Origin of the sequence: Arthrobacter sp. V1I9 (assembly GCF_030817075.1) — a bacterium.
Classification (GTDB): Bacteria; Actinomycetota; Actinomycetes; order Actinomycetales; family Micrococcaceae; genus Arthrobacter.
Genome location: NZ_JAUSYU010000001.1, coordinates 897,836 through 920,002, shown reverse-complemented (window position 1 = coordinate 920,002; position 22,167 = coordinate 897,836). Strand labels below are relative to the sequence as shown.

Below are 22,167 nucleotides of genomic sequence, written 5' to 3'. Positions count from 1 at the left end.
CTTTTTACTGAATGGCGTCGGTGGGGATTAGGAGTCGAGCGCGGACATCACGTGCTTGATGCGTGTGTAGTCCTCGACGCCGTACATGGAGAGGTCTTTGCCGTAGCCGGATTGTTTGAAGCCGCCGTGGGGCATTTCGGCGGTGAGCAGGATGTGGGTGTTGATCCAGACGGCGCCGAAGTCCAGGTCCCGGCTCAGGCGCATGGCAGTGCCGTGGTTGGTGGTCCACACGCTGGAGGCCAGTGCGTAGTCCACGTCGTTGGCCAGTTCTACCGCTTCTTCCTCGGTGCTGAACTTCTGCACGGTGATGACCGGACCGAAGGTTTCCTGCTGGACGATGTTGTCCGACTGCTTTGCGCCGGTGATGATGGTGGGCTCGAAGAAGAAGCCCTTCTCCCCTGCCCGGTGTCCGCCGGTTTCGATGCGGCAGTGCGCGGGGAGGTTTTCCACCACCGACGTGACCTGGTTGAAGTGGTTGACGTTGTTCAGCGGGCCGAAGTAGTTGTCTTCGTCGTTTTGGGAGCCGGTACGCAGGGTTCTCGTGTGCTCCACCATGGCGGCTACCACGTCGTCGTGCACGGAGTCCTCCACCAGCACCCGGGTGATCGCGGTGCAGTCCTGTCCGGCGTTGAAGAAGGCGAACTCGGCGATCGCCGCGGCGCTCTTCTTGATGTCGGCGTCCTTGAAGACGATGGCCGGTGCCTTCCCGCCAAGCTCCAGGTGGGCACGTTTGAGTCCCTTGGCAGCACCGGAGGCGACGGCGATGCCGGCACGGACCGAGCCCGTGATAGACACCAATCCCGGGACCTTGTGGTCCACCATCATGGCGCCGGTCTTGCCGGTGCCCAGCACCACGTTGAGCACCCCTGCGGGCAGGATGTCCCCGGCAAGGCGGGCCAGGACCAGGGTGGATTCGGGGGTAGTGTCCGAGGGCTTCAGCACCACGGTGTTGCCGGCTGCGAGCGCGGGGCCGATTTTCCAGATGGCCATCAGGAACGGGTAGTTTCCAGGGAGCAACCTGGGCCACGACGCCGATGGGTTCGCGGCGCACGTAGGAGGTGTGTCCTTCGAAGTACTCTCCGGCGGACTTGCCTTCGAGGATGCGCGCGGCTCCGGCGAAGAAGCGCAGCTGGTCAGCGCCGGCAGCGATTTCCTCGGAGGCAATCAGGGACCGCACCTGGCCGGTGTTGCGGTGCTGCGCCTCCACCAGTTCATCGCTGTTGGCCTCAATGGCGTCCGCGAGCTTGAGCAGCATCAGCTGCCGTTGTCCCGGGGTGACGTGCTTCCAGGTCTTGAAGGCCTCCTTGGCCGCAGCCATGGCAGCGTCAACGTCTTCCTGGGCGGAGATGGGCGAGTGGGCCACAACGTCACCGTTGGTGGGGTTGACGATGTCCAGCGTGCCGGCGCCGGCAGGCGTAACGAACGTCCCGTTGATGAAGTTCTGCAAGGTTTGGACCACGGTGTGCAACCTCTTTCCTGGGGGCCATCGGCGCAAGGCGGATGGATCTGACTGCCTTGAGCCTATGCCAGCACCCCTGCGCCGTGAATAGCCACCTGCACACCCTTTCTGCTGCTTGTTAGTGCGGTTGACTAGCGCCCGCTTATCCTTGGTTCATGGCCATTTCCCTCGCTGCCCTTCTGGGTGTCAAGTCCCTGAACCTGTCCAAGGCAGGGGTAGCCGAGACCACCTGGCACCAGGACATCAACTGGGTGGCAGTGACCGAACTCGAGGACCCGCAGCGGTTCATCAATGGCGGTGAACTGATCCTTACCACCGGCCTGCGGCTGAAGTCGGCGCCCGAGCAGCGGCGGTTCGTGCGGCAGGTGCAGCGGGCCGGCGCCGTGGGCATCGGCTTTGGTGTGGGGCTTTCGCATGACGCGGTGCCGCCGGCACTGCTCGCGGAGGCGAACCGGTGGGGCCTGCCCGTTGTGGAGGTCCCGTACGCGACGCCGTTCATCGCCATCGGCAAGCTGGTGGCTGACGCCCAGTCGGCGGACCACTACGCCAAGCTCGAGCGCCTGATCGCCGGGCACCAGGTCCTGGCGCGAGCACTGCTGACGGGCGGGGGCCTGGCCGAGCTCCTCAAGCATCTGGGCGGCATGCTGCGGGCGGACATTGCCCTCACCCAGTTCACTGCCCAGCTGTACAACAGCAGCACGGACACCCCGCAGGCGGACACCTGGGCCTCCTACCCCATCCCCACTGGCCGGCGCGACGCCTGCACGCTGTGGGTCCGCAAGCCCTTCGAGGACTCGGGCATTATCGGCTACGCCCAGAACCTGATCAGCGTTGAACTGAACAACATGGTCAAGCAGCGCCAGTCCGAGCGTGCCCTGTGCGGGCAGGTGCTGGAGGACGTGATCCACGGGGCGCTGGAAATTAGCGAGGCCCAGCGCCGCCTCGCCGGCGTCGGCGTGAACAGCACCCGCAAGAACGTGGTGCTGCTGGCCGTCTCCGCGGCCCATCACAAAGCGCTGGTGAGCACGTCGGTGCCGCGGGAGCTGGAGAACACCGTTGCCGCCGTCGTGGGCAAGGACCTGATGCTGGTGATGAACGACGACGGCGGTGCGGCGCCGGCACTCGCGCGGAAGCTGAGCGACCATCTGGCTGAGGCGGGCATCCACGCGACCATCGGCATCGGCGGCGCGTACACCAAGCCCAACGGCCTGCGCTGGAGCTACTTCGAGGCGCGCGACGCGGCAAGCCACGGACTCCCCGTCAACGAGCCGGAGCGGCTGAGCCTGACGTCACTGCTGCTGGCCAGTGAGGACGTGCCGCTGGCTGACATGGCCCACGAGTCCCTGAATCCGCTCCGCACTTTCGACGCCGCCCACGGCGCCGAACTGATGACCACGCTGGAAAGCTACCTCAACAACAACGGGTCCGTGGCCGCCGTCGCCGAGGAACTCACCCTGCACCGGAACACGGTCCGCTACCGGTTGGCGCAGATCACCGAACTGACCGGTTACGACCCCGCCGTCACCACCGACCGCGTGCAGCTCTGGCTCGCGCTGGCGGTGGCCCGGCTGTCCGCGCGCCAGGGAAAGTAGCGTGTCCCTGCGAGGCTAGGGGGCGGGTGGTGGGCCCACGCCCGCAGGGTTCCCTGGCCGAGCTTGCGAGGCTAGGTGTACTGAGTCAGGACGTTGGTTACATCGTGAATAGGTGAAGACCTCTTAGGTTGGTGGTTACCACACGCAGCCAACGACTAAGAGGTCCTCATGGTCCACCGTAATGCCCGATTGACTCCGACCGGTAGACGAATCCTCGTCGAACGCGTTCTGACTGGCCGTCCAGTTGCCCATGTAGCGAAGGAAATGGGCATCTCAAGGACCTGCGCGCACCGCTGGATCAGCAGATACCGGACCCACGGCTGGACCGGCTTGCAGGACCGCAGCTCCCGCCCAAAGTCATGCCCTCATGCCACCGCAGCGGAGGTCGTTGCAGATGTCCTGGCCCAGCGCGTGGAGCACCGGGAAGGGCCAACGGACCTGGCCTTGCGCTGCGGGACCAGCGCCCGGACTGTCTCCCGGATTCTGGCCAGGGCGGGCATGCCCAGGTTGTGGGACCTGGACCCCGTGACCGGGGCACGGATCCGGGGATCACAGGCGACCGACCGCCGCTACGAACGCGACGCGCCGGGCGACATGATCCACGTCGATGTCAAGAAACTTGGGCGCATCCCCGCAGGAGGTGGCTGGCGGGCAGACCCTTTCCAGAGCCCGGCAAACCACCGAAAATCGCATCAGAGGATGGGCTTTGACTACGTCCACGTCGCCGTGGACGACTACACCCGCTTTGCCTACGCCGAGGTCCTGCCCGACGAGAAAGGCCCGACCTGCGCAGGTTTCCTCGCCCGGGCGGCAGCGGCGATGGCAGCCAACGGAGCGCCTGTCCGGCGTGTCCTGACCGACAACGCCTTCGCATACCGGCTCTCCCGCGACTTCCAGAACGCACTCGCTGCACTGGGGGCCAGACACATCCTGATCAAACCCCGGCACCCCTGGCAAAACGGCAAAGCAGAACGCTTCAACCGGACCCTCCAGGAAGGCTGGGCCTACCGGCAACCCTTTACATCCAACCAAGCCCGCACCGACGCCCTGCAGCCCTGGCTAAACTTCTACAACAACCACCGGCCACACAGCAGCCTCGGAGGCAAACCACCCATCAGCAGGTGCAACCAACCTACTGACTGAGTACAGCTAGGGGGCGGGTGGTGGGCCCACGCCCGCAGGGTTCCCTGGCCGAGCTTGCGAGGCTAGGGGGCGGGTGGGGACTAGATGACGCGGGGCTTCAGCAGGTCGCGGGACTTCTTGCGGGCCTTGCGGTACTTGGCCTCGGCCGCTTCCATCAGGTCCGTCTGGCGTCTACGAAGTGCTGCCAGTACCTCAGCCGTGGCCTCCTGCAGCCCTTGGCTCGCTTCGAGGGTCTGGAGCAGGTTCCGCGCAATCACGGCGTCGTGGTAATCGCCGAGGATCCTTTGCTGCCGGTGGGCGGCCTTGGCCACCTTCCTGGCGCGCCCGCCATGCACCAGCCCCGCCGACTCGGCCACATGGCGCAGCCGCTTGGCGTCCTTGCGCACTTGGTGAAGGGCGTTTTCGTGGGCGGTCCCGCGCCGGGCATGCGCTGCAGCCTTGTGCGAGCGCCGCAGCCGGCGGGCGGACTTCTCCACCACCTTTGCGGCCATGGCACGTCCTGGGGCCACGGCCCGCGACAGTACCGGCGGCTGGCTGCAAAAGCCTTCAAGATCGTCCAGCAGCCGGAAATAGCGCTCCGATTGCAGCGCCTCCTGAAGCCGCCGGTAGCCGGCGTCGAACGCAGCCCCGGCCTTACGCTCCACCTGCTCCCTCGCCGCGTCGGTGCCCTCGCCCGGCGGGAGCTCATCAAGGTGCGCCCGCAGATGGCCCAGCAGGACCTCAGCGTCCCTGGGTTCGCCCAGCAACAGGCCCAACCAGTGAAGTTCGTCCCGCAGGCGCCGCACCGGCACGGCCCGGTAGAGCTTCCGGTAGGCGGCCAGCACAGAGCGGATGCGCCGGACTGCGGACCTCATGTCGTGGACCCCCTCGGGTTCCTCCAGCCTGACCGCAGCATCCTCGGCGAGGAGTTGCCGCAGCTGCTCCGCCACGTACACGGTGACGACGGCGGCCGCCGGGGCCTTCTTTCCGGCCATCAGCGCCGCGGGACTTTCCTCCTCAAGTCCTCCCCTCCCCTTTGAAACTCCGCCGAGTGCCCGCGCGAGTTTCGATGCGTGCCCGGCGGGACGGGCTCCGGCAGCTGCGAGGAGCTCCTCAGCGGGGCCGAAAAGCTCCGGCCCGCCGTCCACGAGTTCCAGTTCCCACTCCCGCCAGCGCTGCGGCTGTTCACCTGCCGGACCATGCAGGCGGGTCGCCTCCACCTGGTCGTCGGCCAGATCCGCCAGATGCCCGCCGTCCTCCCCGTAGAGCGCGTGGGTGGTCCGCCGTGTTTCGAGCCGGACAACCGGCGTCACTTCCGTCCCGCGCAGGTGCGCCTGCACGCGGGCAAGCAGGACGTCGGGTACGACGTCGGCCTGGCCAAGCGGTGCGTGCAGCTCCCGGCGCTGCTGGGGTTCCGTTCCGGATCCGGCAGGGGCTTCCGGGGGCAGCTTCAGGTGCCAGCCGGCGTCGATCCCACCAGTGCGGCGACGCAGGGTGATGCGGCGGGATGCGAGCGTGTGCCGGTCGGTGTCGAAGTACACAGCTTCAAGCTCAGCAGTATGGGGAGTCCCAACACGGGCAACGCCTGGCAGTCCTTCCAGTGCCGGCACTGTGGCGTCGTCGCCGACTTCGTACTTCTTCTCTATCTCGATTCCCTGGGAAGCCTTCACAGCCGTCCTTCCGCGTAGGTCCTGCGTGCGGGCCGGCACGGTGGCGGCAGGGCCCTCGCTGGAAGTCTATTCCCGGGCGCGATGTGCCGGGAGAGCTTGGCCACAAAACTGGAGACATCAAACGTCTAACCTTTAGCCTAGGAGGATGCCCGCCACTCCCCCTGCCCCTGCACCGCTCACAGCCCCCGCGCCCGCACCTGCATCGGCACCCGCGCCCTCGCCCGGGCCTGCCGCGTCCGCGATGACTGCCGGGACAGCACCTACCAGGCCCCGATCCGCCGTCGTATTCGGGGTAATTGCGCTGGTGCTGATTGGGCTCAACCTGCGCGCAGGCATCACCGGGGCATCGGCGCTGCTGCACGACCTGCAGATGGTGCTGGGTTACGGGCCGCTGGTGGCTGCGTTTATCCCGTCGATCCCCACCCTGTGCTTTGCCCTGGCGGGAGCGGGCACGTCATGGCTTACGGGCAGGCTGGGGGTGGAGAAGGCGATCCTCCTGTCCCTGGCCATGCTGGCCGGCGGCCTCCTGCTGCGCGGGATCCCCGCCACCGGGATGCTGGTCGCCGGCAGCGTAGTGGGAATGTCCGGGCTCGCCGTCTGCAACGTGGCAATGCCGTCCTTCATCCGCGAGCACTTCGCCCACCGGACCTCCCTCATGACCGCCGTCTACACGGTGACCATGACCACCGGGGCTACGGTCGCCTCCGTCGCCGTCGTCCCGCTGGCTCAGGCCCTCGGATCCCCGTCCGCCGCCGTCGGCGCCATTGGCATTACTGCCGTGGCGGCGTTCCTGGGTTTCCTGCCCGTGGCTCTGCACGCCCACCGGAACAGCACGCGTTCGACGGCGGGGCACGTGTCCCCCTGGCCCTTGCTGAGCACCCGGAAAGGGCTGCTGCTGACGGCTATTTTCACGCTCCAGTCCCTGCTGGCTTACGCACTGCTGAGCTGGTTCCCGTACATGCTCACCACTATGGGGCTAGATGCCTCGGAGAGTGGGCTGATGTTCGGACTGATGCAGCTGGTATCCGTTCCCTCGGGCATGCTGCTCATCGCCATCGGTTCCCGCCCCAAGATGCTGCGCCCCGCGTTTTACCTGGTCAGCATCACCATGGCGGCAGGCGTGGCCCTGCTCCTGGTCCTGCCCGTGGGCCTGGCCATCGTTCCCGCGATCCTGCTGGGCTTCGGCCTGGGCATCTTCCCGCTGGTTATGGTGATGATCAGCCGCAGCGGTTCAAGCACGGCCGAAACCACAGCGCTGTCCACGCTGGCCCAGTCCATCGGCTACCTGCTCGCCACCACCGGCCCGTTCGGGATGGGGCTCCTGCACAGCGCCACCGGCGGCTGGACCCTGCCCCTCGCTTTGCTGCTGGCCCTGGCGCTGGTTCAGGTTGTGGTGGCCCACTTGATCACAGGCAGCGCGATGACCCGCAGCGTTGCCGGCACTTCGCCCGGCAACCTGGCTGGCGCCTCTGCCGGCCGCGCCGCCGGCAAGCGGAAGTAGGACGCCATGGCTCTGAGCCCTTCCCACCGCCCGCCGCTGGCCGATGAAGTCACTACGAAGCTTCGGACCATGATTCAGTCCGGCGAGTGGCCCCTCCACCAGCGCATCCCGTCAGAAACCGGGTTGATAAATGATTTGGGCGTCTCACGCGGCACCCTCCGTGAGGCCATCAAAGCACTCGCGCACAGCGGCATGCTGGAAGTCCGCCGCGGCGATGGCACCTACGTGCGGGCCACCAGCGAAATCTCGGGCGCTGCCCGGCGCATGTACCAGGACCACACGGAGGCCCACATCCTGGAAGTCAGGCTGGGCCTGGACACGCAGGCGGCCCGGCTCGCCGCACGGAATGCAACGGCCGACGACGTCGCAGCCCTGCGCGCACTCCTCACCGGCCGGAACGAGGCCTGGAACGCGGAAGACTACGAGGCGTGGGCGCGGGCCGACTGGGGCTTCCATGAGCGCGTGGCACAGGCATCCGGCAATCCCCTGCTGCACGAGCTCTACGTCAGCTTCGGCGCCGTGGTGCACGAGGATCTTCAAAAGCAACTCCGCCGGCCCGGGTTCGAGGGACTCCAACACGAGGGGCATGACCTCCTGCTCGCGGCTATTGAGCATCGGGACGAGGACGCCGCCGTGGCAACCGTCAACGCAAACCTGAACTCCTGCGCGGAGTGGCTGGCCGCATAATCCGCTCCTCGGGGTTTCGCCCTTCCTTAATCGGTCAGTAGGCTTACTATCTGAGAAGGGTAGTATCCCTGCCGCGCACACGCGCGCCCAGGGCACCAGCCGATAATGAGGAGTCCCCATGGCGCGAGCAACACGCCTGCCCGACCACGGGCCGGGCAGCGACATTCCGCAGCCGGTCCCCGCGGCCGGGTCAGGCCTGCACCAGCAGGCACCCGCACCCGCAGCCACTTCAAGAAAGCAGGAACCCAAGCCCCCCAGCGCGCTATGGGCCGATGGGCTGGGCAGGGTGGGCGTCCGCTCGGCGCAGGTCCTGCTGATCCTGACAGTCGCCGTCGTATCCGTTTACGCGCTGATGCAGATCAAGCTCCTGGTAATTCCGATCCTGATTGCACTCATCCTGGCAGCCGCCATCGGCCCGTTCGTGAACATGCTCCGGCGCCGCGGGATGAAAGGCGGCCTGGCCACCGGCATCGCGTTTATCGGGTTGCTGCTGGTACTGGGCGCCGTTTCCACTGTGATTTACTACTCGGTCCGCAATCAGTGGGGCGAACTTGCACAACAGGCTGCTTCAGGACTGGATGAGCTGGAGCGGTTCCTGCTCACCGGCCCCATCCCCCTCGAGCAGGCGCAGCTGGACCAGGCCCGTGAGGGAATCACCCAGTTCGCGACGAGCAGCCAGGTCCGTTCGGGTGCCCTCACGGGACTCTCCGTGGTTACTGAGTTCCTTGCCGGGGCAAGCCTTGTGGTGATCATCCTGTTCTTCTTCCTGAAGGACGGCGCCAAAATCTGGAACTTTTTCCTCCGCCCCTTCAAGGGGGAACGTGAGGCAAAGCTGCGGCGGGTCGGCAGCCGCACCCTTGAGGTCCTGGGCGGCTACGTCCGGGGCACCGCCATCGTGGCACTGGTGGACACCGTCGCCATCGGGGCTGCGCTGCTGATCATGCAGGTTCCGCTGGCCATCCCCTTGGCCATCATCGTTTTCATCGGAGCCTTCGTCCCGCTGGTGGGTGCAACTGTTGCGGGCATCCTCGCCGCACTGGTGGCCCTGGTGGCCAACGGTCCCGTGGTGGCGCTGATTGTGGTGGCGGTGGTTATCGCCGTCAACCAGCTTGAGGGCGACCTCCTGCAGCCGATCGTCATGGGCAAGTCGCTGCAACTCCATGCCCTGGTGATCCTGATGGCGCTGACCGCCGGAACCATCCTGGCCGGCATCGTGGGTGCGGTGCTGTCCGTCCCGCTGGCCGCCGTCGCCTGGGCCATCATCCAGGTATGGACAGCAGAGGATCCGAACATGGAAGACATGAACCCGGACCTGCCACCGCCCAACAGCCAGCCCATCTAGGGCTGCCGGCCCAACTAAAGCTGCCGGCCAACTGTGTCGACGCACAAAAAGGATGGCGCACCCGGTATCCCGGATGCGCCATCCTTTTTGCGTGTCGTCAGGTCATTTTGACCGCTGCACGGTTATTTCTGCAGGCCCGCGAACACGTTCTTGGGGCGCTGCATCTCGCCGTGCTTGGCGCCAAGGATCACTACGAGTCCGGCGAAGGCGGGGATGACCCACTGCAGCATCTTGAGCTGCTGCTGGGCAGCCTTGAGCTCGTCGGAAGCATCGGGCCGCGGCTCGGTGGCGCCCTGGGCACCCTCAGCTGCGAGCTTCTCGACCTTCTTGCCAAGGATCCCGGAGTACAGGGTTACGGCTGCACCCGCCACCGTCACCGCCGTCTTGATCGCGGTGTCCCGGGCGACGCCGTCCTGCTGCGCGATGCGGTCCTTGTTCTCCCAGGCGATGGCGAGGTCCGCCACCAGGTGCGAGGCAAACGCCGCCGTCTGGAACGGTGCCCACTTCATCCAGCCGGCGCTGGAAAGGCGGGTGCGCTCGGAGGGGTCCTTGGCTTCCGCCGTTGCGCCGTTCAGGCCGATGGCACCCATCAGGGATCCACCGAACCACGCTGCTGCCGTCAGATCGTGGACTGACCGGGCAATGAGATTTCCTGCCATGATGTGCATTCCTAACGTTGAACTGGTTGAGATGCCGCGCCTGCGGACTTCACTTACTGTGTCCCATCGAGGTCATGGTCCGCCTATGGTAAGCACACTTACTAATGTTACGAAAGCCCGTCTTGCTCCGGCAGACCGCGTACTATCGTCGTCATGGGAATTACTGGGAGTTTGTTTGGCTGGGCCTTCGGAGACCCCGCCCGGGAAGATGACAACAGCTACCTGGACGGGCTTCAGCGCGAGGCGCTCGGGAATGCGCGGGACACGGCGAAAGCCAAGGGTGTGGCCGTTGTGGCGGGCTCTGAGGTCTTCACGGTGTTGAGCGCGGACGATTCCCTGGTGGAACTGGGCAATGCACCCGGAAAGCTCGTGGTCCGCTGCACCGTCCACGTCGAGGGACCCGGCGCGGAGAAGATTCGTGCCGAAGGGCCCATGAACGGCTGACCTGTGTCGGACAGCGAATCCACCATCAGCCAGGCCGCGGACGCCGTCGAGGAGGCCTCCAACCACCCCGCCCTCGACGTCCTCGCCCGCACAGGCTTCGCCGTCATGGCCCTGCTGCATGTCATCATCGGCGCCATCGCCGTCGCAGTGGCTTTCGGCCAGCCCGGCGAGGCGGAACCCACCGGGGCGATTGAGCAACTGGCCGCAAACGCGTGGGGCCCAGCGGTGATGTGGGCCTGTGTGCTGGCGTGCTTTGGCCTGGGATTGTGGCAGGCGAGCGAGGCCACCCTGAGGGCGCGGCGCCTGCCCCGCAAGGAACGAATCTCCAAACTTATTTCGTCGGGCTTCCTGGCCATCGCCTACACCAGCGTCGGCTTCAGCTTCGCCGGTTTCGCCGTGGGGCTGCGGGGGGATTCCAGTGAGAGTACGAGTGATTTCAGCGCCTCGCTGATGGCCACGCCGTTGGGGCTGTGGGCACTGGTGGCGCTGGGCCTGACCATCATTGGAATCGGGATCTACTTCGTATTCAAGGGCGTCCGGCGCGGATTCAAGGACGAACTCTTTCACTTCGACGGCACCCGGCGCGGCAGGCTCATCGACACCCTCGGCGTCACCGGTCACATCTCCAAAGGTGCCGCCCTCGGCCTTACCGGCCTGCTGTTTGTCATCGCCGCCGCAAAGCACAGCCCCGCGGAGTCCACTGGGCTGGACGGCGGACTCAAAGCCCTCCGGGACCATCCCTTCGGCCCGTATCTGCTGGTGGTCATCGGGGCAGGATTCATTGCCTACGGAATTTTCGCCCTGATCCGGTCGAGGTTCGGACGCATGTAGTTCCGCCTTTTTGTGGGTAGGAAGGAAGCATGACGCATTTTGTGAGGGAGCAAGCAGCGCACGGCGGCGCGGCCCGGGACGTGGTCCCCGGCGTCACGGAGACGGCGGGCCGGGCTTTTGCTGCCCTGTTCCGGCTCCTTAAGGTGGCCCGCCCCGACCGGCCGATCCACCCCAAGGGCATCGGCCTGGCCGGTCAATTGACCAGGACCGGGAATCTTGGCGAGCCGAGCGGCCTGGACTGGCTCGACTCCTCAGGCATCGATACCGTTGCAGCGCGGTTTTCGCGTTCGGCCGGGTTGCCGGAGGGGCTTCCGGACGTCCTGGGGCTCGCGCTCCGGGTAACACCGTCCAGCGGCGGCGCCCTGGCCAAGGCCGACGACGGCGGTCCGGGCACCAATGCCGGAGACGGCGGCGCAGCGGACGTGCTGTTTGCTTCCACCGGCTGGCAGCTTCCCGGGAGGTTTCTGCTCCAGCCCAAGCTCGACGCGGCATCAGCACCCTTCACCACGCTGATGCCCTACCGCGGCCGGACGGGTCCCGTGCTCCTGGGGCTTCGGACCATAAGCCTGCAGGCGGGGTCCGTCACGGCCGGCGAGTGGGTACTGGGGCTGTATTGGGCCAAGCCCACCGGGCAGTGGCGGCAGTGCGGGGAACTGCGGCTGCGGGCCGCCCCGGTACCGGCTGACCCTCCCCTCCGTTTCAATCCCCTCGAGAACCAACCGCCGGGTGCACAGACCTACGACTGGACACGCCGCCTGCGGGAGCGCTCCTACCGGACGGCACAGCGACCGGCACCACCCGCCGTCGCGCATTATGCCGCCCACCCCGCTCCGGCGGGGAGCCACACCAGCCCAGCCACCTCAGAAAGGAACACCATGTCCACCGTGTCCCAGCTGTTCAACACCCCTGCCGCTGACGTCTGGCGGGTGATTGCCGATGGCTGGCTGTACTCCGGCTGGGTAGTGGGCGCCTCCCGGATCCGCGCCGTTGACGACACCTGGCCGCAGGTCGGATCCCGCCTTCATCACTCCGTAGGCGCCTGGCCGCTGGTGATCAACGACAGCACCAGGGTGACCGCCGTCGAACCGGGAAAGTCCCTGGAACTGGTGGCTCGCGGCTGGCCGATGGGCGAAGCCAAGGTGGCCATCACACTTCAGGACCAGGGCGGGCAATGCCTTGTCACCATTTCCGAGGACGCCATCCGCGGTCCGGGCAGGAAGGTGCCCAAGATCATGCGGGACCCGATGATCACGGTGCGGAACCGCGAGACCCTCCAGCGCCTGGAGCTGATGGCGGTGGGCGGGGCCGGGAAGTAGCGCATCCGGGCTAAGTGACCGGTACTTAAAGCAGTGGGGCCCATGTGCCGCCCAAAACCCAAACCGGGCTGGACGGCACGTGGCCCCACTCTGAAGCTAAACGGCTAGACCTGCGCAGTGACGCCGTCGCGGGAGATGGCAACCATGTCCTCGCGCGGCACTACCTTGATGCGCTCACGCTTGACCTCGACGCCGTGTGAACCGCCGGCCTCCGTGGCGGCTGCACCGAGGGCGAGCTCGTGGGCGTCCAGCGCCAGCCAGCCTTCCCAGCTAGTGAACTTCACGCCACGGGCGTCGAGGAGGTCGACGACGGCCTCCGCCTCGGGCGCGGCGGCGACCGGCAGGTTTTCGCGGTCCTCCAGCAGGTAGGTGACCGTCTCGAGGGCGTCACCCTTGGTGTGGCCGATCAGGCCGACCGGTCCGCGCTTGATCCAGCCAGTTGCGTAGATGCCCGGCACGTGCTGGCCTGCGGCGTCCAGGACCCGGCCGCCGTCGTTCGTTACCACGCCCTTCTTGTGGTCGAACTCAACGTCCGGCAGGGCTGAACCGAAGTAGCCGATGGCGCGGTAGACGGCCTGCACCGGGTAGTCCACGAACTCGCCGGTGCCGCGGGCGTTGCCCGTGCCGTCCAGCTCGGTGCGCTCGAACTTGATGCCGGCAACCTTGCCCGGCGTCTCGGCGTCGTCGTAAATCTCCACCGGGCTGTGCAGGAAGTGCAGGTGCAGGCGGCGGGAGGCCTTCAGCTCGGAAAGGTCCTCGGGCTGCTCGGCGATCCAGTTGGTGAGCGTGCCCACCATGGTCTTGGTCTGGTTGTTCGTCTGGATCTGGCGGTCGGATTCTTCGTCGAACTCGAAGTCCTCCGGGTACAGGATGATGTCCACGTCCTTGGAGTGGGACAGCTCGCGCAGCTCCAGCGGGGTGAACTTGACCTGGGCCGGGCCGCGGCGGCCGAAGACGTGCACGTCCGTGACCGGTGAGGCCTTCAGGCCTGCGTAGACGTTGTCCGGGATTTCGGAGACCAGCAGGTCATCAGCGTGCTTGGACAGGACACGGGCCACGTCCAGGGCCACGTTGCCGTTGCCGATCACAGCGATTTCCTTGGCCTCCAGCGGCCACTCGCGGGGAACATCGGGATGGCCGTCGTACCAGGAGACGAAGTCCGCGCCGCCGTAGGAGCCGTCCAGCTCGATGCCGGGGATGTTCAGGTCCGCGTCCTTGATGGCGCCGGTGGCGAAGATGACGGCGTCGTAGTGGGTGCGGAGGTCCTCGATGGTGAGGTCCGTGCCGTAGTCCACGTTGCCGAAGAAGCGGATGTCGCCGCGGTCCAGCACCTTGTGCAGGGCGTTGACGATGCCCTTGATGCGGGGGTGGTCCGGGGCCACGCCGTAGCGGATCAGGCCGTAGGGTGCCGGGTAGCGGTCAAAGAGGTCGATGCTGACAGTCAGCTCGCCGCTCTTGACGGCTTCGCTCTTGGTGAGGATGTCCGCGGCGTAGACGCCTGCCGGGCCGGAGCCCACAACGGCGACGCGCAGCGGACGTTCGGCAGAACCTACGGTGGTGCTTGATGACACGGCTGTGTTCCTTTTCTTCGGTCCGTCCCAACTGGCTGGCAGTAAATGTACTTTTTGACGGCTCATAACGACATCTACTGCGAGCTGGTTGGGTGGGTGCTAGGTGGTGAGGACGCGGGGCTTGTCCGGGGTGGTGCTGGTGCTTCGGGTCTTGCGGGGGCTGTTGGGGGTGATGGTGCTGTAGTCAGCGGTTTTGAAGTGCGACGGCGCGAAGGGGCTGACGCGCACCACGTCACCGATGACAATCACTGCGGGATTTGCGACGCCGGCGGCTTCCGCCTGGTCCGCGATGGAACCGAGGGTACCGATGGTGACGCGCTGGTTCGGCAAATAGCCGTTTTCCACAATACCAACCGGGGTGTCGCCAGCGAGACCGGCTTTGCCCAGAGCGGACGCCGATTCGCGCAGCTGGCCCACGCCCATCAGCAGGACAACGGTGTGGTCCGGGCGGGCCGGAACTTCGGACAGTTCCTCGTGCCCTGTCACCACGCTGAAGCCCTTGGCCAGGCCGCGGTGTGTGACGGGAATGCCGGCGGCGGCGGGAACGGAGATCGCGGACGTGACGCCGGAAACCACTTCAACCTCGACGCCGTGCTGCCGGCAGTATTCGGCTTCCTCGCCGCCGCGGCCCAGGACGTAGGGGTCGCCGCCCTTGAGCCGAACCACGCGGTGGCCCTTGAGGGCTTCCTCGACGAGGATGCGGTTGATCTCTGCCTGCGGGACGGGGTGGTGGCCCGGGGTCTTGCCGACCTCGATGACGTGCACGTCCGGGGCCAGCTCGTTCAGGAGTTCGCGCGGCCCGAGGCGGTCTGCGACCACGACGTCGGCCTGGCCCAGGAGGCGGCGGCCGCGAACGGTGATGAGGCCGGTGTCGCCGGGCCCGCCGCCCACCAGGGCCACGCTTCCCCCGGAGGCCCGGCGGCGGCGCAGCGGCAGGTCGCCGGTTTCGAGCGCTGTGGCGACTGCGTCCCTGACGGCCATGGCGCGGCGCGGGTCTCCCCCGGCGTTCACGGCAATTTTGACGTCGTCCACCTCGGCGACGGCTGGGGTCCAGGCGGCGGAGGCTTCATGGTCGGAAGCGTTGACGCACCAGATCCGCTGGGCCTCGGCATCGTCGGAGACCTGGGCGTCAACCTTTGGGTCTCCCGTGGCGGTCTGAACGAACCAGACGCCGTCCACGTCGGAGGAAGAGTAGGTGCGGGGCTCCCAGATGAGGAGGCCGGCGTCGGCCAGTTCCTGAAGCGCGTCAGAGGCAACCGGGGCTACGACGGTGACCCGGGCACCGGCGTCAAGCAGGCCCTTGGCGCGGCGGGCAGCCACGGGGCCGCCGCCCACCACCAGCACGGGGCGGCCGAGCAGCCGCAGCGCTGTGGGGTAAATATCCTGAATTGCCATGAATCAACGGTAGGGCCGCGTCACAATGGCCCACAAAGGCCGAGCAACACCAGTTCACGTAAGGTAACGCTGCGTCACACAAGGCTTGGCCGTCGCGGGCCTCCGCCGCGGTTCACAGCGACGACGGCCCGGGGCGCTGGTGGCTGAGTCTGCAGCGAGCCGCGTCAAGGCGCCCCGGTGTGTCCGCTGATGCTGGCGAGGAAGTGGCCGCGGTCCCGGATGAGCCGGTGTAGGTACCGGTGCAGGACCAACCGTTCAGCCACTCGGCCCAGGAGGCCGAACGGGGCGGCGAACTCCACCCGATCGGTCATGATGCTGCCGGTGCCAGTGCCCTCGAACTCGTGGACGTGGCGGAAGGACTTGAACGGTCCCCGGATCTGTTCGTCCGTGAAGCTGCATGGGAATGTGAATTCTGTGATGCCGCTGGTCATGGTGATGGGGATTCCGAAATGCCGCGCCCGCCACGTCACTTCCTGCCCCTCGCCGATCAGCCCGGAGGTCACGCCTCCGACTGCACGCTCCCCGCTGCGCTCCTGCGAGTCCACGTGCAGGTCGATGCTGCGGGCCAGATCGAAGAGTTTCTCCGGCGGCAATGCGGATTCGGTACGGCACACGAAGCTGACGGTCATTGGGCCAGTCTGTCAGAGGCCTCCACTTCTTGGACGACCAAAAGGCGTCACTTTCGCTGCCGGCACCGGAGTCCGACCGCGCCGTTACGGGGCCGAGGGCAGGTGGACGTGCCAAAAGTGACGCAAACGGGTCGGTAAGTACAGCAGAGCCCGACGGTGGGACTCGCCGTCGGGCTCTTGGTGTTGGTTCTATAAGGGGCTGGCCGCCGCTGGCTACCGGGTGCTGCCGGCGAGCAGGCCGCGGCTGCGCAGGAGGCGCTTCTCGATCGGCGCGAACACCAGCAGTTCAATCAGGATGCCGACGGCGAGGATGAGCAGGATCGCCGCCATCACCACGGACATGTCCGACAGTTGCCGGCCCTGGTCCAGCAGGGAGCCCAGGCCGAAGCCGATAGTGCCACCGACGGCGATGATTTCCGCGGCCATGAGGGAGCGCCAGGAGAAGGCCCAGCCCTGCTTGAGGCCGCCCAGGTACCCGGGCAGCGCGGCGGGGAGTATGATCTGCAGCGCCATCTGGAGCCGGGACGCGCCCAGGACGGTGCCCACCCGGCGGTACTGCGGCGGAATTTGGTCAACGCCCGAGATGAGCCCGTTGATGATGGACGGAATGGCGCCCATAAAGATCACGAAGTACACCGTGGCGTCGGTAAGGCCAAACCAAATGATGGCGGCCGGTACCCAGGCCACCGAGGGCAGCACCTGCAGGCCGGAAATCAGGGGCCCGAAAGCGCGGCGGAGCGGAGCCACCTGGGCCAGCAGGAGGCCTACCGGAGTTGCGATGGCCACGCTGATAATGAAGCCGACCAGCCCCCGCTCCATGGAGGTCCACACGGCTTCCTGCAGTTTGCCCTCGTTCCAAAGGACTCCCATCTGGTTGAGCACATCGATGGGACCGGGTACCTGGTCACGGCGCTTCAACCCAAGCGAGACATAGAACTGCCAGATCAGGACCAGGGTGACCAGGGCCGCGATCGGCAGGAGCACCCGGCTCCAGTCGACCCGGTGTTTGCGGTCGGAGTCGGACTGCAGGGAGTCAAGTCCGGATTCGAGTTCCCGCAGGTCCTCACGCCCCGTGGAAGACCGGGTCAGGGCAGCATGGATGTGCCGGGTTTCGACGGGCTCAACCACCGGATCCGATTCGGCGAGGGGTGTGGGGTTACTTGGCATGGCGGCGAATCTCCTCACGCAGCCGGGCGGTGATGACCCCGGTCAGCTGGCCGGCGAGCCCGGCGTCGGTTCGGTGTTCCTCGGTGACGGCCCATTCCTGGACAACGCGGCCGGGGCGGGAGGACAGCAGCAGCACACGCTGGCCCAGCCGCACGGCCTCGCGGACGTTGTGGGTCACGAAGACGATGGTGCGCCCGGTTTCCTTCCAGATGCGCTCAAGCTCGTCGTGCAGCAGGTCACGCGTGATGGCATCCAGGGCGGCGAACGGCTCGTCCATCAGGAGCAGCTGCCGGTCCTGCGCCAGCGACCTAGCCAGGGATACGCGCTGGCGCATGCCGCCGGACAGTTCGTGCGGGCGCTTGTCCCCCGCCGTACCCAGGTGCACCAGTTCGAGGAGCTCCTGCGCCTTGGCCTTGCGCTCGGCTTTGCCCACGCCGCGGAGCTTCAGTGCCAGCTCGATGTTCTCCCGGGCCGTGAGCCAAGGGAACAGGGCGGCGTCCTGGAACATAAAGGCGGCACCGTCGCTGGGCACTTCGAGCGCGCCCGACGACGGGGCCTCCAGTCCCGCCATGATGTTCAGCAGGGTGGACTTGCCGCAGCCGGAGGCACCGAGGAGGGGGGCAACGAACTCACCCTTGCCGATGTCGGCGTTGACGTCGTCCAGTACCGGGGCGCCGTCGCCAAAGCGCTTGCCCAGGTGTTCCAGTACGACTGGCATGGTGCCGTCCTTAGGTAGGTGGTGAAAGAAAAGGGAGTCAGTCCTGGCCGAGGCCGGCGGCTGAAACAGGTTTGGCGCCGCCGCCGGTGGCGATGACGTCGTTGAGCGGACGAAGATCAAAGAGTCCGTTGATGTCGGCCTGCTTGGTGGTGCCGGCCTCCACTCCGTCCTGCAGCAGCCGCGGGTAGCTTCCGGCCAGCGGGTCAAGGGTGAAGGTGATGTTGGCCAGGGACCGTGCGAGCACGTCGTCGGCCAGGGCTGCGCCGGCTGATTCCCGCAGGGCCGAGTTGATGACGGAGGCCTTCTGTGCGGCAGGCGCTTCGTTCAGCCACGCGACCGACTTCACATGGCCGGCCAGGAGCGCCTTCACGGTGTCCGGGTGGTCGGCCGCGAATTTTTGGTTCACAATCAGGACGGTGGTGGGGAACTCGCCCGGTTTACCGGTGCTGCTGCCGTCCCACAGGTCCTTTTCATCCACCAGCACTTTCGCTCCGGCCTGGAGCACCAGCCTGGACGCCCACGGCTCAGGCAGCCACGCGCCGTCGAGCTTTCCGTCCTGGAACAGCTTCAGCGTCTGCGCGTTTTCGGTGGGATTGATGGCAACGTCGCCGCTGCCGTCAACGTTGGTTTTGTACCCCTGGTCCGAAAGCCAGGCGCGAAGGGCAACGTCCTGGGTGCCGCCAAGCTGCGGGGAGGCGAGAATCCTGCCCTTGAGGTCTGCGGCAGAGTTGATTTCGGGCTTGACCACCAGCTGGGCGCCGCCGGCAGCAGCGCCAGCCACGATCCTGACGGATTCGCCCTGGCTCTTCACGAAGGAGTTGATGGCCGGGTTGGGGCCGATGTAGGCGGCATCGATAGCGCCTGCATTCAAGGCCTCGATGGCCGCTGGCCCGGCGTTGAACGTTTCGGTGCTGAGGGCGGTACTGCCCAGGGCCTCGGCTAGGAAGCCTTCCTTGATGCCCACCAGCGCGGCCGCGTGCGTGACGTTGCCGAAGTAACCGAGCTTCAGTTCCGCAGCGGGCGTGGGTCCAACAGCCAGCGCCTCGGTGTTACGCGAAACAGTCGATGCCACCACCGCGCCCACCACGATCAGCAGGACCAGGCCAACAGCCAGGGCAGCCTCGATGGCACGCTTGCGCTTGGGAACCGCGCTTTCGCCTGCCACGATGCGGGTCATCCCGGGCTTGGAACTAGTCATTGTTTCACCATAGGGAGTGGCCCAAAGCCGTTCAATGAAGCGGAAACGGGGGGTCACGCGAGTTCATTTATCGTCATATTCCGGCGACGGTGGGCCAGCCACTTGGAACTGCCGATTCCCCGTCCTAAGAGAATCGAGTACTCACTACTCGTGCCTCCGCAACGGCCGCCCCGTAGCGTCCATAGAAAGTCCTGCTGGGAGGCTCATCGGTTTACGACCTTCAGGGGTGCGTCATGGGTATCGGGTTTTGCAGGCGACGGTTGCATGGTTGGCGGAGTCCCGGCACGGGTGCTGCCCATGGGGGGCCACCGTGAGCGAGGGCGATGGCTTCGCACCCCTCCTGGATCCTGCCGTGCTGGTGAGGTTGCGCGAGGAGTTGGACGACGATGAAGGAGTCTGGAAGGTCTTCGTGCAGAACTTCATCGCGCACCTGCCCCAGCGGACCGAGCGGCTGCGGCAAACACTGACCACCGGGGACCTTAAGGGAGCCATGGAAGCAGTGCTCAGCCTCAAAACCTCAAGCCAGATGGTCGGGGCGGAGCGGCTGGCGGGGATGGCGCTAAACCTTGAGCAGGCCATCCGCAACGACACCCGCGACACCGACCCGGCCGTTGCACTGCCCCAGCTGGCGGCGGTCCATCTTCGGCGGCTCACACAGTGCAGCCGGCAGACTACCTATCTCCTGCGGGCAGCCCTTAAGCAGAAGCCCGACCCGAGCTGACGATCCCGTGCCACCTTGTGTGTCCCTCAAGCGCCCGGGCTTTTGACCGGATGTTTTCCCCCCGTTAAGGTCGCTCCACCTGCCGGTTGACCTTGCCTCCCTAGGTTTTGGTTGTGACCAACAACCAGGTGTTTCCTGTTCTGCAGTTGCCCACTGACTCTCCGAACCACTACGCCCGGCCCCGCCCGTGTAATGCCGGCTTTGCGGTCGTCGGCCATCGGGGAGCCATGGCCCTGGCACCCGAGAACAGCGCGGTGTCGTTTCTCCTGGCCGAGGCCGCAGGTGTTGACGAAATTGAACTTGACGTGCGCGTCACTGCCGACGGCGTCCCTATCGTCCTTCACGATCCAACCCTTGAGCGGCTGGCAGCGGGAGGGTTGAATGCGGGCATGCCTGTCGCCGAGCTGACACTTGCCCAGGTGCACGAGGTTCCGCTGGCGTCGGGACAGCCGGTTCTGACCTTCGCCGAAGTCCTCGAGCTCACGAACGTCACGCTCCAGGTGGAGATCAAGGACCCGTCCACGGTGCCGGCCCTGGCCGAACTGCTCGCGCAGAATCCGGCCCACATCGGCCGCATCAAGTTTTCGAGTTTCCTCCCGGAAGCACTGTTCCTCCTCGCACTGCACCTGCCGGCCGTTCCCCGCGGATTCATTGTCCGCGCCTTTGCAGCTACTCGCCGGCAGCAGGAAGAACTTGAGGATGTCCTTATTGTCACGGGCGCGGGCACGCTTTACACGGGGTTTGAGCATCTCACTCCGGTGCACGTGGAACAGCTGCAGGCAGCCGGCATCGAGGTCCACGTCTGGCCCCTGAAGAGCCGCGAAGACCTGGACCGGGCACTGGAGTTGAATGCCGACGGCGGCACGGCCGACGACCCCGGCCAGGCCAAGGCGTTGCTCAAGGATGCACGCACGCGCGCCGCAGCCCAGGCGGCCGGCGCGTCCTGAAGCGCCAGCCCCTCAGTTGCCCTTGACGTTGATCAGCTGCCGAAGCTTGTGCCGGACCGTGACGAGGTCGGCGGCGTCCTGCATCACTTGGTCAATCGATTTGTAGGCTGCCGGGATTTCGTCGATGAATGCCTCCGAGGCCCGGAACTCGATGCCCCGCATGGCCTTCTTAAGCTCCTCCAGCGAGAACGTTCTGCGGGCGGCGTTGCGGGAGTACTCCCTGCCTGCACCGTGCGGCGAGGAGTTCAGGGATTCGCGGTTGCCCCGTCCTTCCACCACGTACGACGCCGTTCCCATGGAACCGGGGATCAGTCCGGGATCGCCCGGCGCGGCTTTGATGGCGCCCTTCCGCGACACCCACAAGGATTTGCCGTAATGCGTCTCCTGCTGGGTGAAGTTGTGGTGACAGTTGATGCGCTCCCGTTCGTGCACCGGACCGCCCACCCAATGGCCGAACTGTGTGCTGACGCGGTCCATCATTTCCTCGCGGTTCAGCAGCGCGAAGTGCTGGGCCCAGCGCAGCTCAGCGATGTACCGGTCGAACTGCGGCGTCCCCTCGTCCAGGTAGGCGAGGTCCGGGTGCGGCAGGCGGATCTGGTGCTTCCGGGACACGTGCTGGGCGACGCCGATGTGGTGCTGGGCGATCTTGTTGCCCACGCCGCGTGAGCCGGAGTGCAGGAACAGCCAGACGTCGTCGTTTTCGTCCGCGCAGACCTCGATGAAGTGGTTGCCCGAGCCCAGGGACCCCAGCTGCAGCTCCCACTTTGCCACGTACTGGGCCGGGTTGAAACCGGCCTTCGCCGCGAGTTGCTTCAGCTCCGCGATCCGGGGCTCCGCCGTGGGCAACACTTTTTTATTGTTGTGCCCGGCGGACAGCGGAACCACACGCTCGATGTCCTCGCGGAGCCGCCGCCGGTCCTTCGGCAGGTCCGTCAGCGAGTACTGGGTCCGCACGGCAATCATGCCGCAGCCGATGTCCACGCCCACGGCCGCGGGAATGATTGCGCGCAATGTGGGAATGACCGAGCCCACGGTGGCGCCCTTGCCCAGGTGCGCGTCAGGCATCAGCGCCAGGTGCGGATAGATGAACGGCAGCTCGGCAGTCATCACGGCCTGTTCCCGCGTTAGGGGGTCCAGGATCGAAGCCCAGTTGAGCAGCTTGCTGTTGATGGTCTCCATGCCTGGCCTCCCACTTCGC

19 protein-coding genes and 1 pseudogene are annotated in these 22,167 nt (G+C 66.3%); 10 read left to right on the top strand and 10 right to left on the bottom strand.

All coding sequences use genetic code 11. The annotated features are described in order from the left end of the window. Positions 1-27: 27 nt before the first annotated feature. Positions 28-1,459, bottom strand: a pseudogene (locus QFZ70_RS04320) (gamma-aminobutyraldehyde dehydrogenase). 155 nt (positions 1,460-1,614) lie between these two features. On the opposite strand from QFZ70_RS04320, the gene QFZ70_RS04315 reads away from it, so the two are divergent. Both QFZ70_RS04315 and QFZ70_RS04310 read left to right on the top strand, forming a co-directional pair. Further along, positions 1,615-3,051: a PucR family transcriptional regulator gene (locus QFZ70_RS04315; protein ID WP_307094258.1), complete on the top strand. Its 1,437-nt coding sequence runs from the start codon at positions 1,615-1,617 to the stop codon at positions 3,049-3,051. Between the two features lie 168 nt (positions 3,052-3,219). After that, positions 3,220-4,194 carry an IS481 family transposase gene (locus QFZ70_RS04310; RefSeq protein WP_307094257.1) on the top strand — a complete coding sequence of 325 codons (975 nt, stop codon included), beginning with the start codon at positions 3,220-3,222 and terminating at the stop codon, positions 4,192-4,194. An 80-nt stretch (positions 4,195-4,274) separates the two neighbouring features. Here the strand turns inward: QFZ70_RS04310 and QFZ70_RS04305 are convergent, their stop codons facing one another. After that, a complete protein-coding gene (locus QFZ70_RS04305; RefSeq protein WP_307094256.1) occupies positions 4,275-5,843 on the bottom strand; it encodes a CYTH and CHAD domain-containing protein in 1,569 nt (522 codons plus the stop codon). A gap of 145 nt (positions 5,844-5,988) precedes the next feature. On the opposite strand from QFZ70_RS04305, the gene QFZ70_RS04300 reads away from it, so the two are divergent. The 3 genes from QFZ70_RS04300 to QFZ70_RS04290 all read left to right on the top strand — a co-directional run bounded on the left by QFZ70_RS04300 (position 5,989) and on the right by QFZ70_RS04290 (position 9,373). Next, entirely contained in the window at positions 5,989-7,344 is a 1,356-nt protein-coding gene (locus QFZ70_RS04300) for an MFS transporter (protein WP_373461530.1), read from the top strand. A 6-nt stretch (positions 7,345-7,350) separates the two neighbouring features. Further along, positions 7,351-8,031, top strand: a complete 681-nt coding sequence (locus QFZ70_RS04295) for a FadR/GntR family transcriptional regulator (protein ID WP_307094255.1) — start codon at positions 7,351-7,353, stop codon at positions 8,029-8,031. A gap of 118 nt (positions 8,032-8,149) precedes the next feature. Then, the gene (locus QFZ70_RS04290) at positions 8,150-9,373 is read left to right on the top strand and encodes an AI-2E family transporter (RefSeq protein ID WP_307094254.1); all 1,224 of its coding nucleotides are present in this window, start codon (positions 8,150-8,152) and stop codon (positions 9,371-9,373) included. 122 nt (positions 9,374-9,495) lie between these two features. Here the strand turns inward: QFZ70_RS04290 and QFZ70_RS04285 are convergent, their stop codons facing one another. Next, a complete protein-coding gene (locus QFZ70_RS04285) occupies positions 9,496-10,032 on the bottom strand; it encodes a hypothetical protein (protein ID WP_307094253.1) in 537 nt (178 codons plus the stop codon). Positions 10,033-10,185: 153 nt separating this feature from the next. Here QFZ70_RS04285 and QFZ70_RS04280 point away from each other — a divergent pair, with 153 nt between their 5' ends. Genes QFZ70_RS04280 through QFZ70_RS04270 form a run of 3 tightly spaced genes read left to right on the top strand, consistent with a single transcriptional unit; the run spans position 10,186 to position 12,623 of the window. Continuing rightward, positions 10,186-10,476, top strand: a complete 291-nt coding sequence (locus tag QFZ70_RS04280) for a hypothetical protein (protein WP_307094252.1) — start codon at positions 10,186-10,188, stop codon at positions 10,474-10,476. Positions 10,477-10,479: 3 nt separating this feature from the next. Next, complete coding sequence (locus tag QFZ70_RS04275; protein ID WP_307094251.1) at positions 10,480-11,307, top strand: DUF1206 domain-containing protein; 828 nt, start codon at positions 10,480-10,482, stop codon at positions 11,305-11,307. Between the two features lie 29 nt (positions 11,308-11,336). Beyond that, a complete protein-coding gene (locus tag QFZ70_RS04270; RefSeq protein WP_307094250.1) occupies positions 11,337-12,623 on the top strand; it encodes an SRPBCC family protein in 1,287 nt (428 codons plus the stop codon). A gap of 104 nt (positions 12,624-12,727) precedes the next feature. On the opposite strand, the gene QFZ70_RS04265 is transcribed toward QFZ70_RS04270, so the two are convergent. From QFZ70_RS04265 to QFZ70_RS04240, 6 genes are all read right to left on the bottom strand, one after another. Next, the gene (locus QFZ70_RS04265; protein WP_307094249.1) at positions 12,728-14,194 is read right to left on the bottom strand and encodes an FAD-dependent oxidoreductase; all 1,467 of its coding nucleotides are present in this window, start codon (positions 14,192-14,194) and stop codon (positions 12,728-12,730) included. A gap of 99 nt (positions 14,195-14,293) precedes the next feature. After that, positions 14,294-15,589, bottom strand: coding sequence for a uroporphyrinogen-III C-methyltransferase (cobA, locus tag QFZ70_RS04260; protein ID WP_307094248.1), 1,296 nt, complete (start codon positions 15,587-15,589; stop codon positions 14,294-14,296). A gap of 164 nt (positions 15,590-15,753) precedes the next feature. Further along, positions 15,754-16,218 carry an SRPBCC family protein gene (locus QFZ70_RS04255; protein ID WP_307094247.1) on the bottom strand — a complete coding sequence of 155 codons (465 nt, stop codon included), beginning with the start codon at positions 16,216-16,218 and terminating at the stop codon, positions 15,754-15,756. A gap of 213 nt (positions 16,219-16,431) precedes the next feature. After that, complete coding sequence (locus QFZ70_RS04250; protein ID WP_307094246.1) at positions 16,432-17,385, bottom strand: ABC transporter permease; 954 nt, start codon at positions 17,383-17,385, stop codon at positions 16,432-16,434. Continuing rightward, positions 17,375-18,103, bottom strand: a complete 729-nt coding sequence (locus QFZ70_RS04245; protein ID WP_307094245.1) for an ABC transporter ATP-binding protein — start codon at positions 18,101-18,103, stop codon at positions 17,375-17,377. Before QFZ70_RS04245 ends, QFZ70_RS04250 begins: the two co-directional genes overlap by 11 nt. A 37-nt stretch (positions 18,104-18,140) precedes the next feature. Then, a complete protein-coding gene (locus tag QFZ70_RS04240) occupies positions 18,141-19,280 on the bottom strand; it encodes an ABC transporter substrate-binding protein (protein ID WP_307097795.1) in 1,140 nt (379 codons plus the stop codon). Positions 19,281-19,611: 331 nt separating this feature from the next. On the opposite strand from QFZ70_RS04240, the gene QFZ70_RS04235 reads away from it, so the two are divergent. Both QFZ70_RS04235 and QFZ70_RS04230 read left to right on the top strand, forming a co-directional pair. Then, a complete protein-coding gene (locus QFZ70_RS04235; RefSeq protein ID WP_307094244.1) occupies positions 19,612-20,022 on the top strand; it encodes an Hpt domain-containing protein in 411 nt (136 codons plus the stop codon). 113 nt (positions 20,023-20,135) lie between these two features. After that, a complete protein-coding gene (locus tag QFZ70_RS04230; protein ID WP_307094243.1) occupies positions 20,136-20,969 on the top strand; it encodes a glycerophosphodiester phosphodiesterase in 834 nt (277 codons plus the stop codon). 12 nt (positions 20,970-20,981) lie between these two features. Here the strand turns inward: QFZ70_RS04230 and QFZ70_RS04225 are convergent, their stop codons facing one another. Further along, positions 20,982-22,148, bottom strand: coding sequence for an RtcB family protein (locus tag QFZ70_RS04225; RefSeq protein WP_307094242.1), 1,167 nt, complete (start codon positions 22,146-22,148; stop codon positions 20,982-20,984). Between the last annotated feature and the right edge of the window lie 19 nt (positions 22,149-22,167).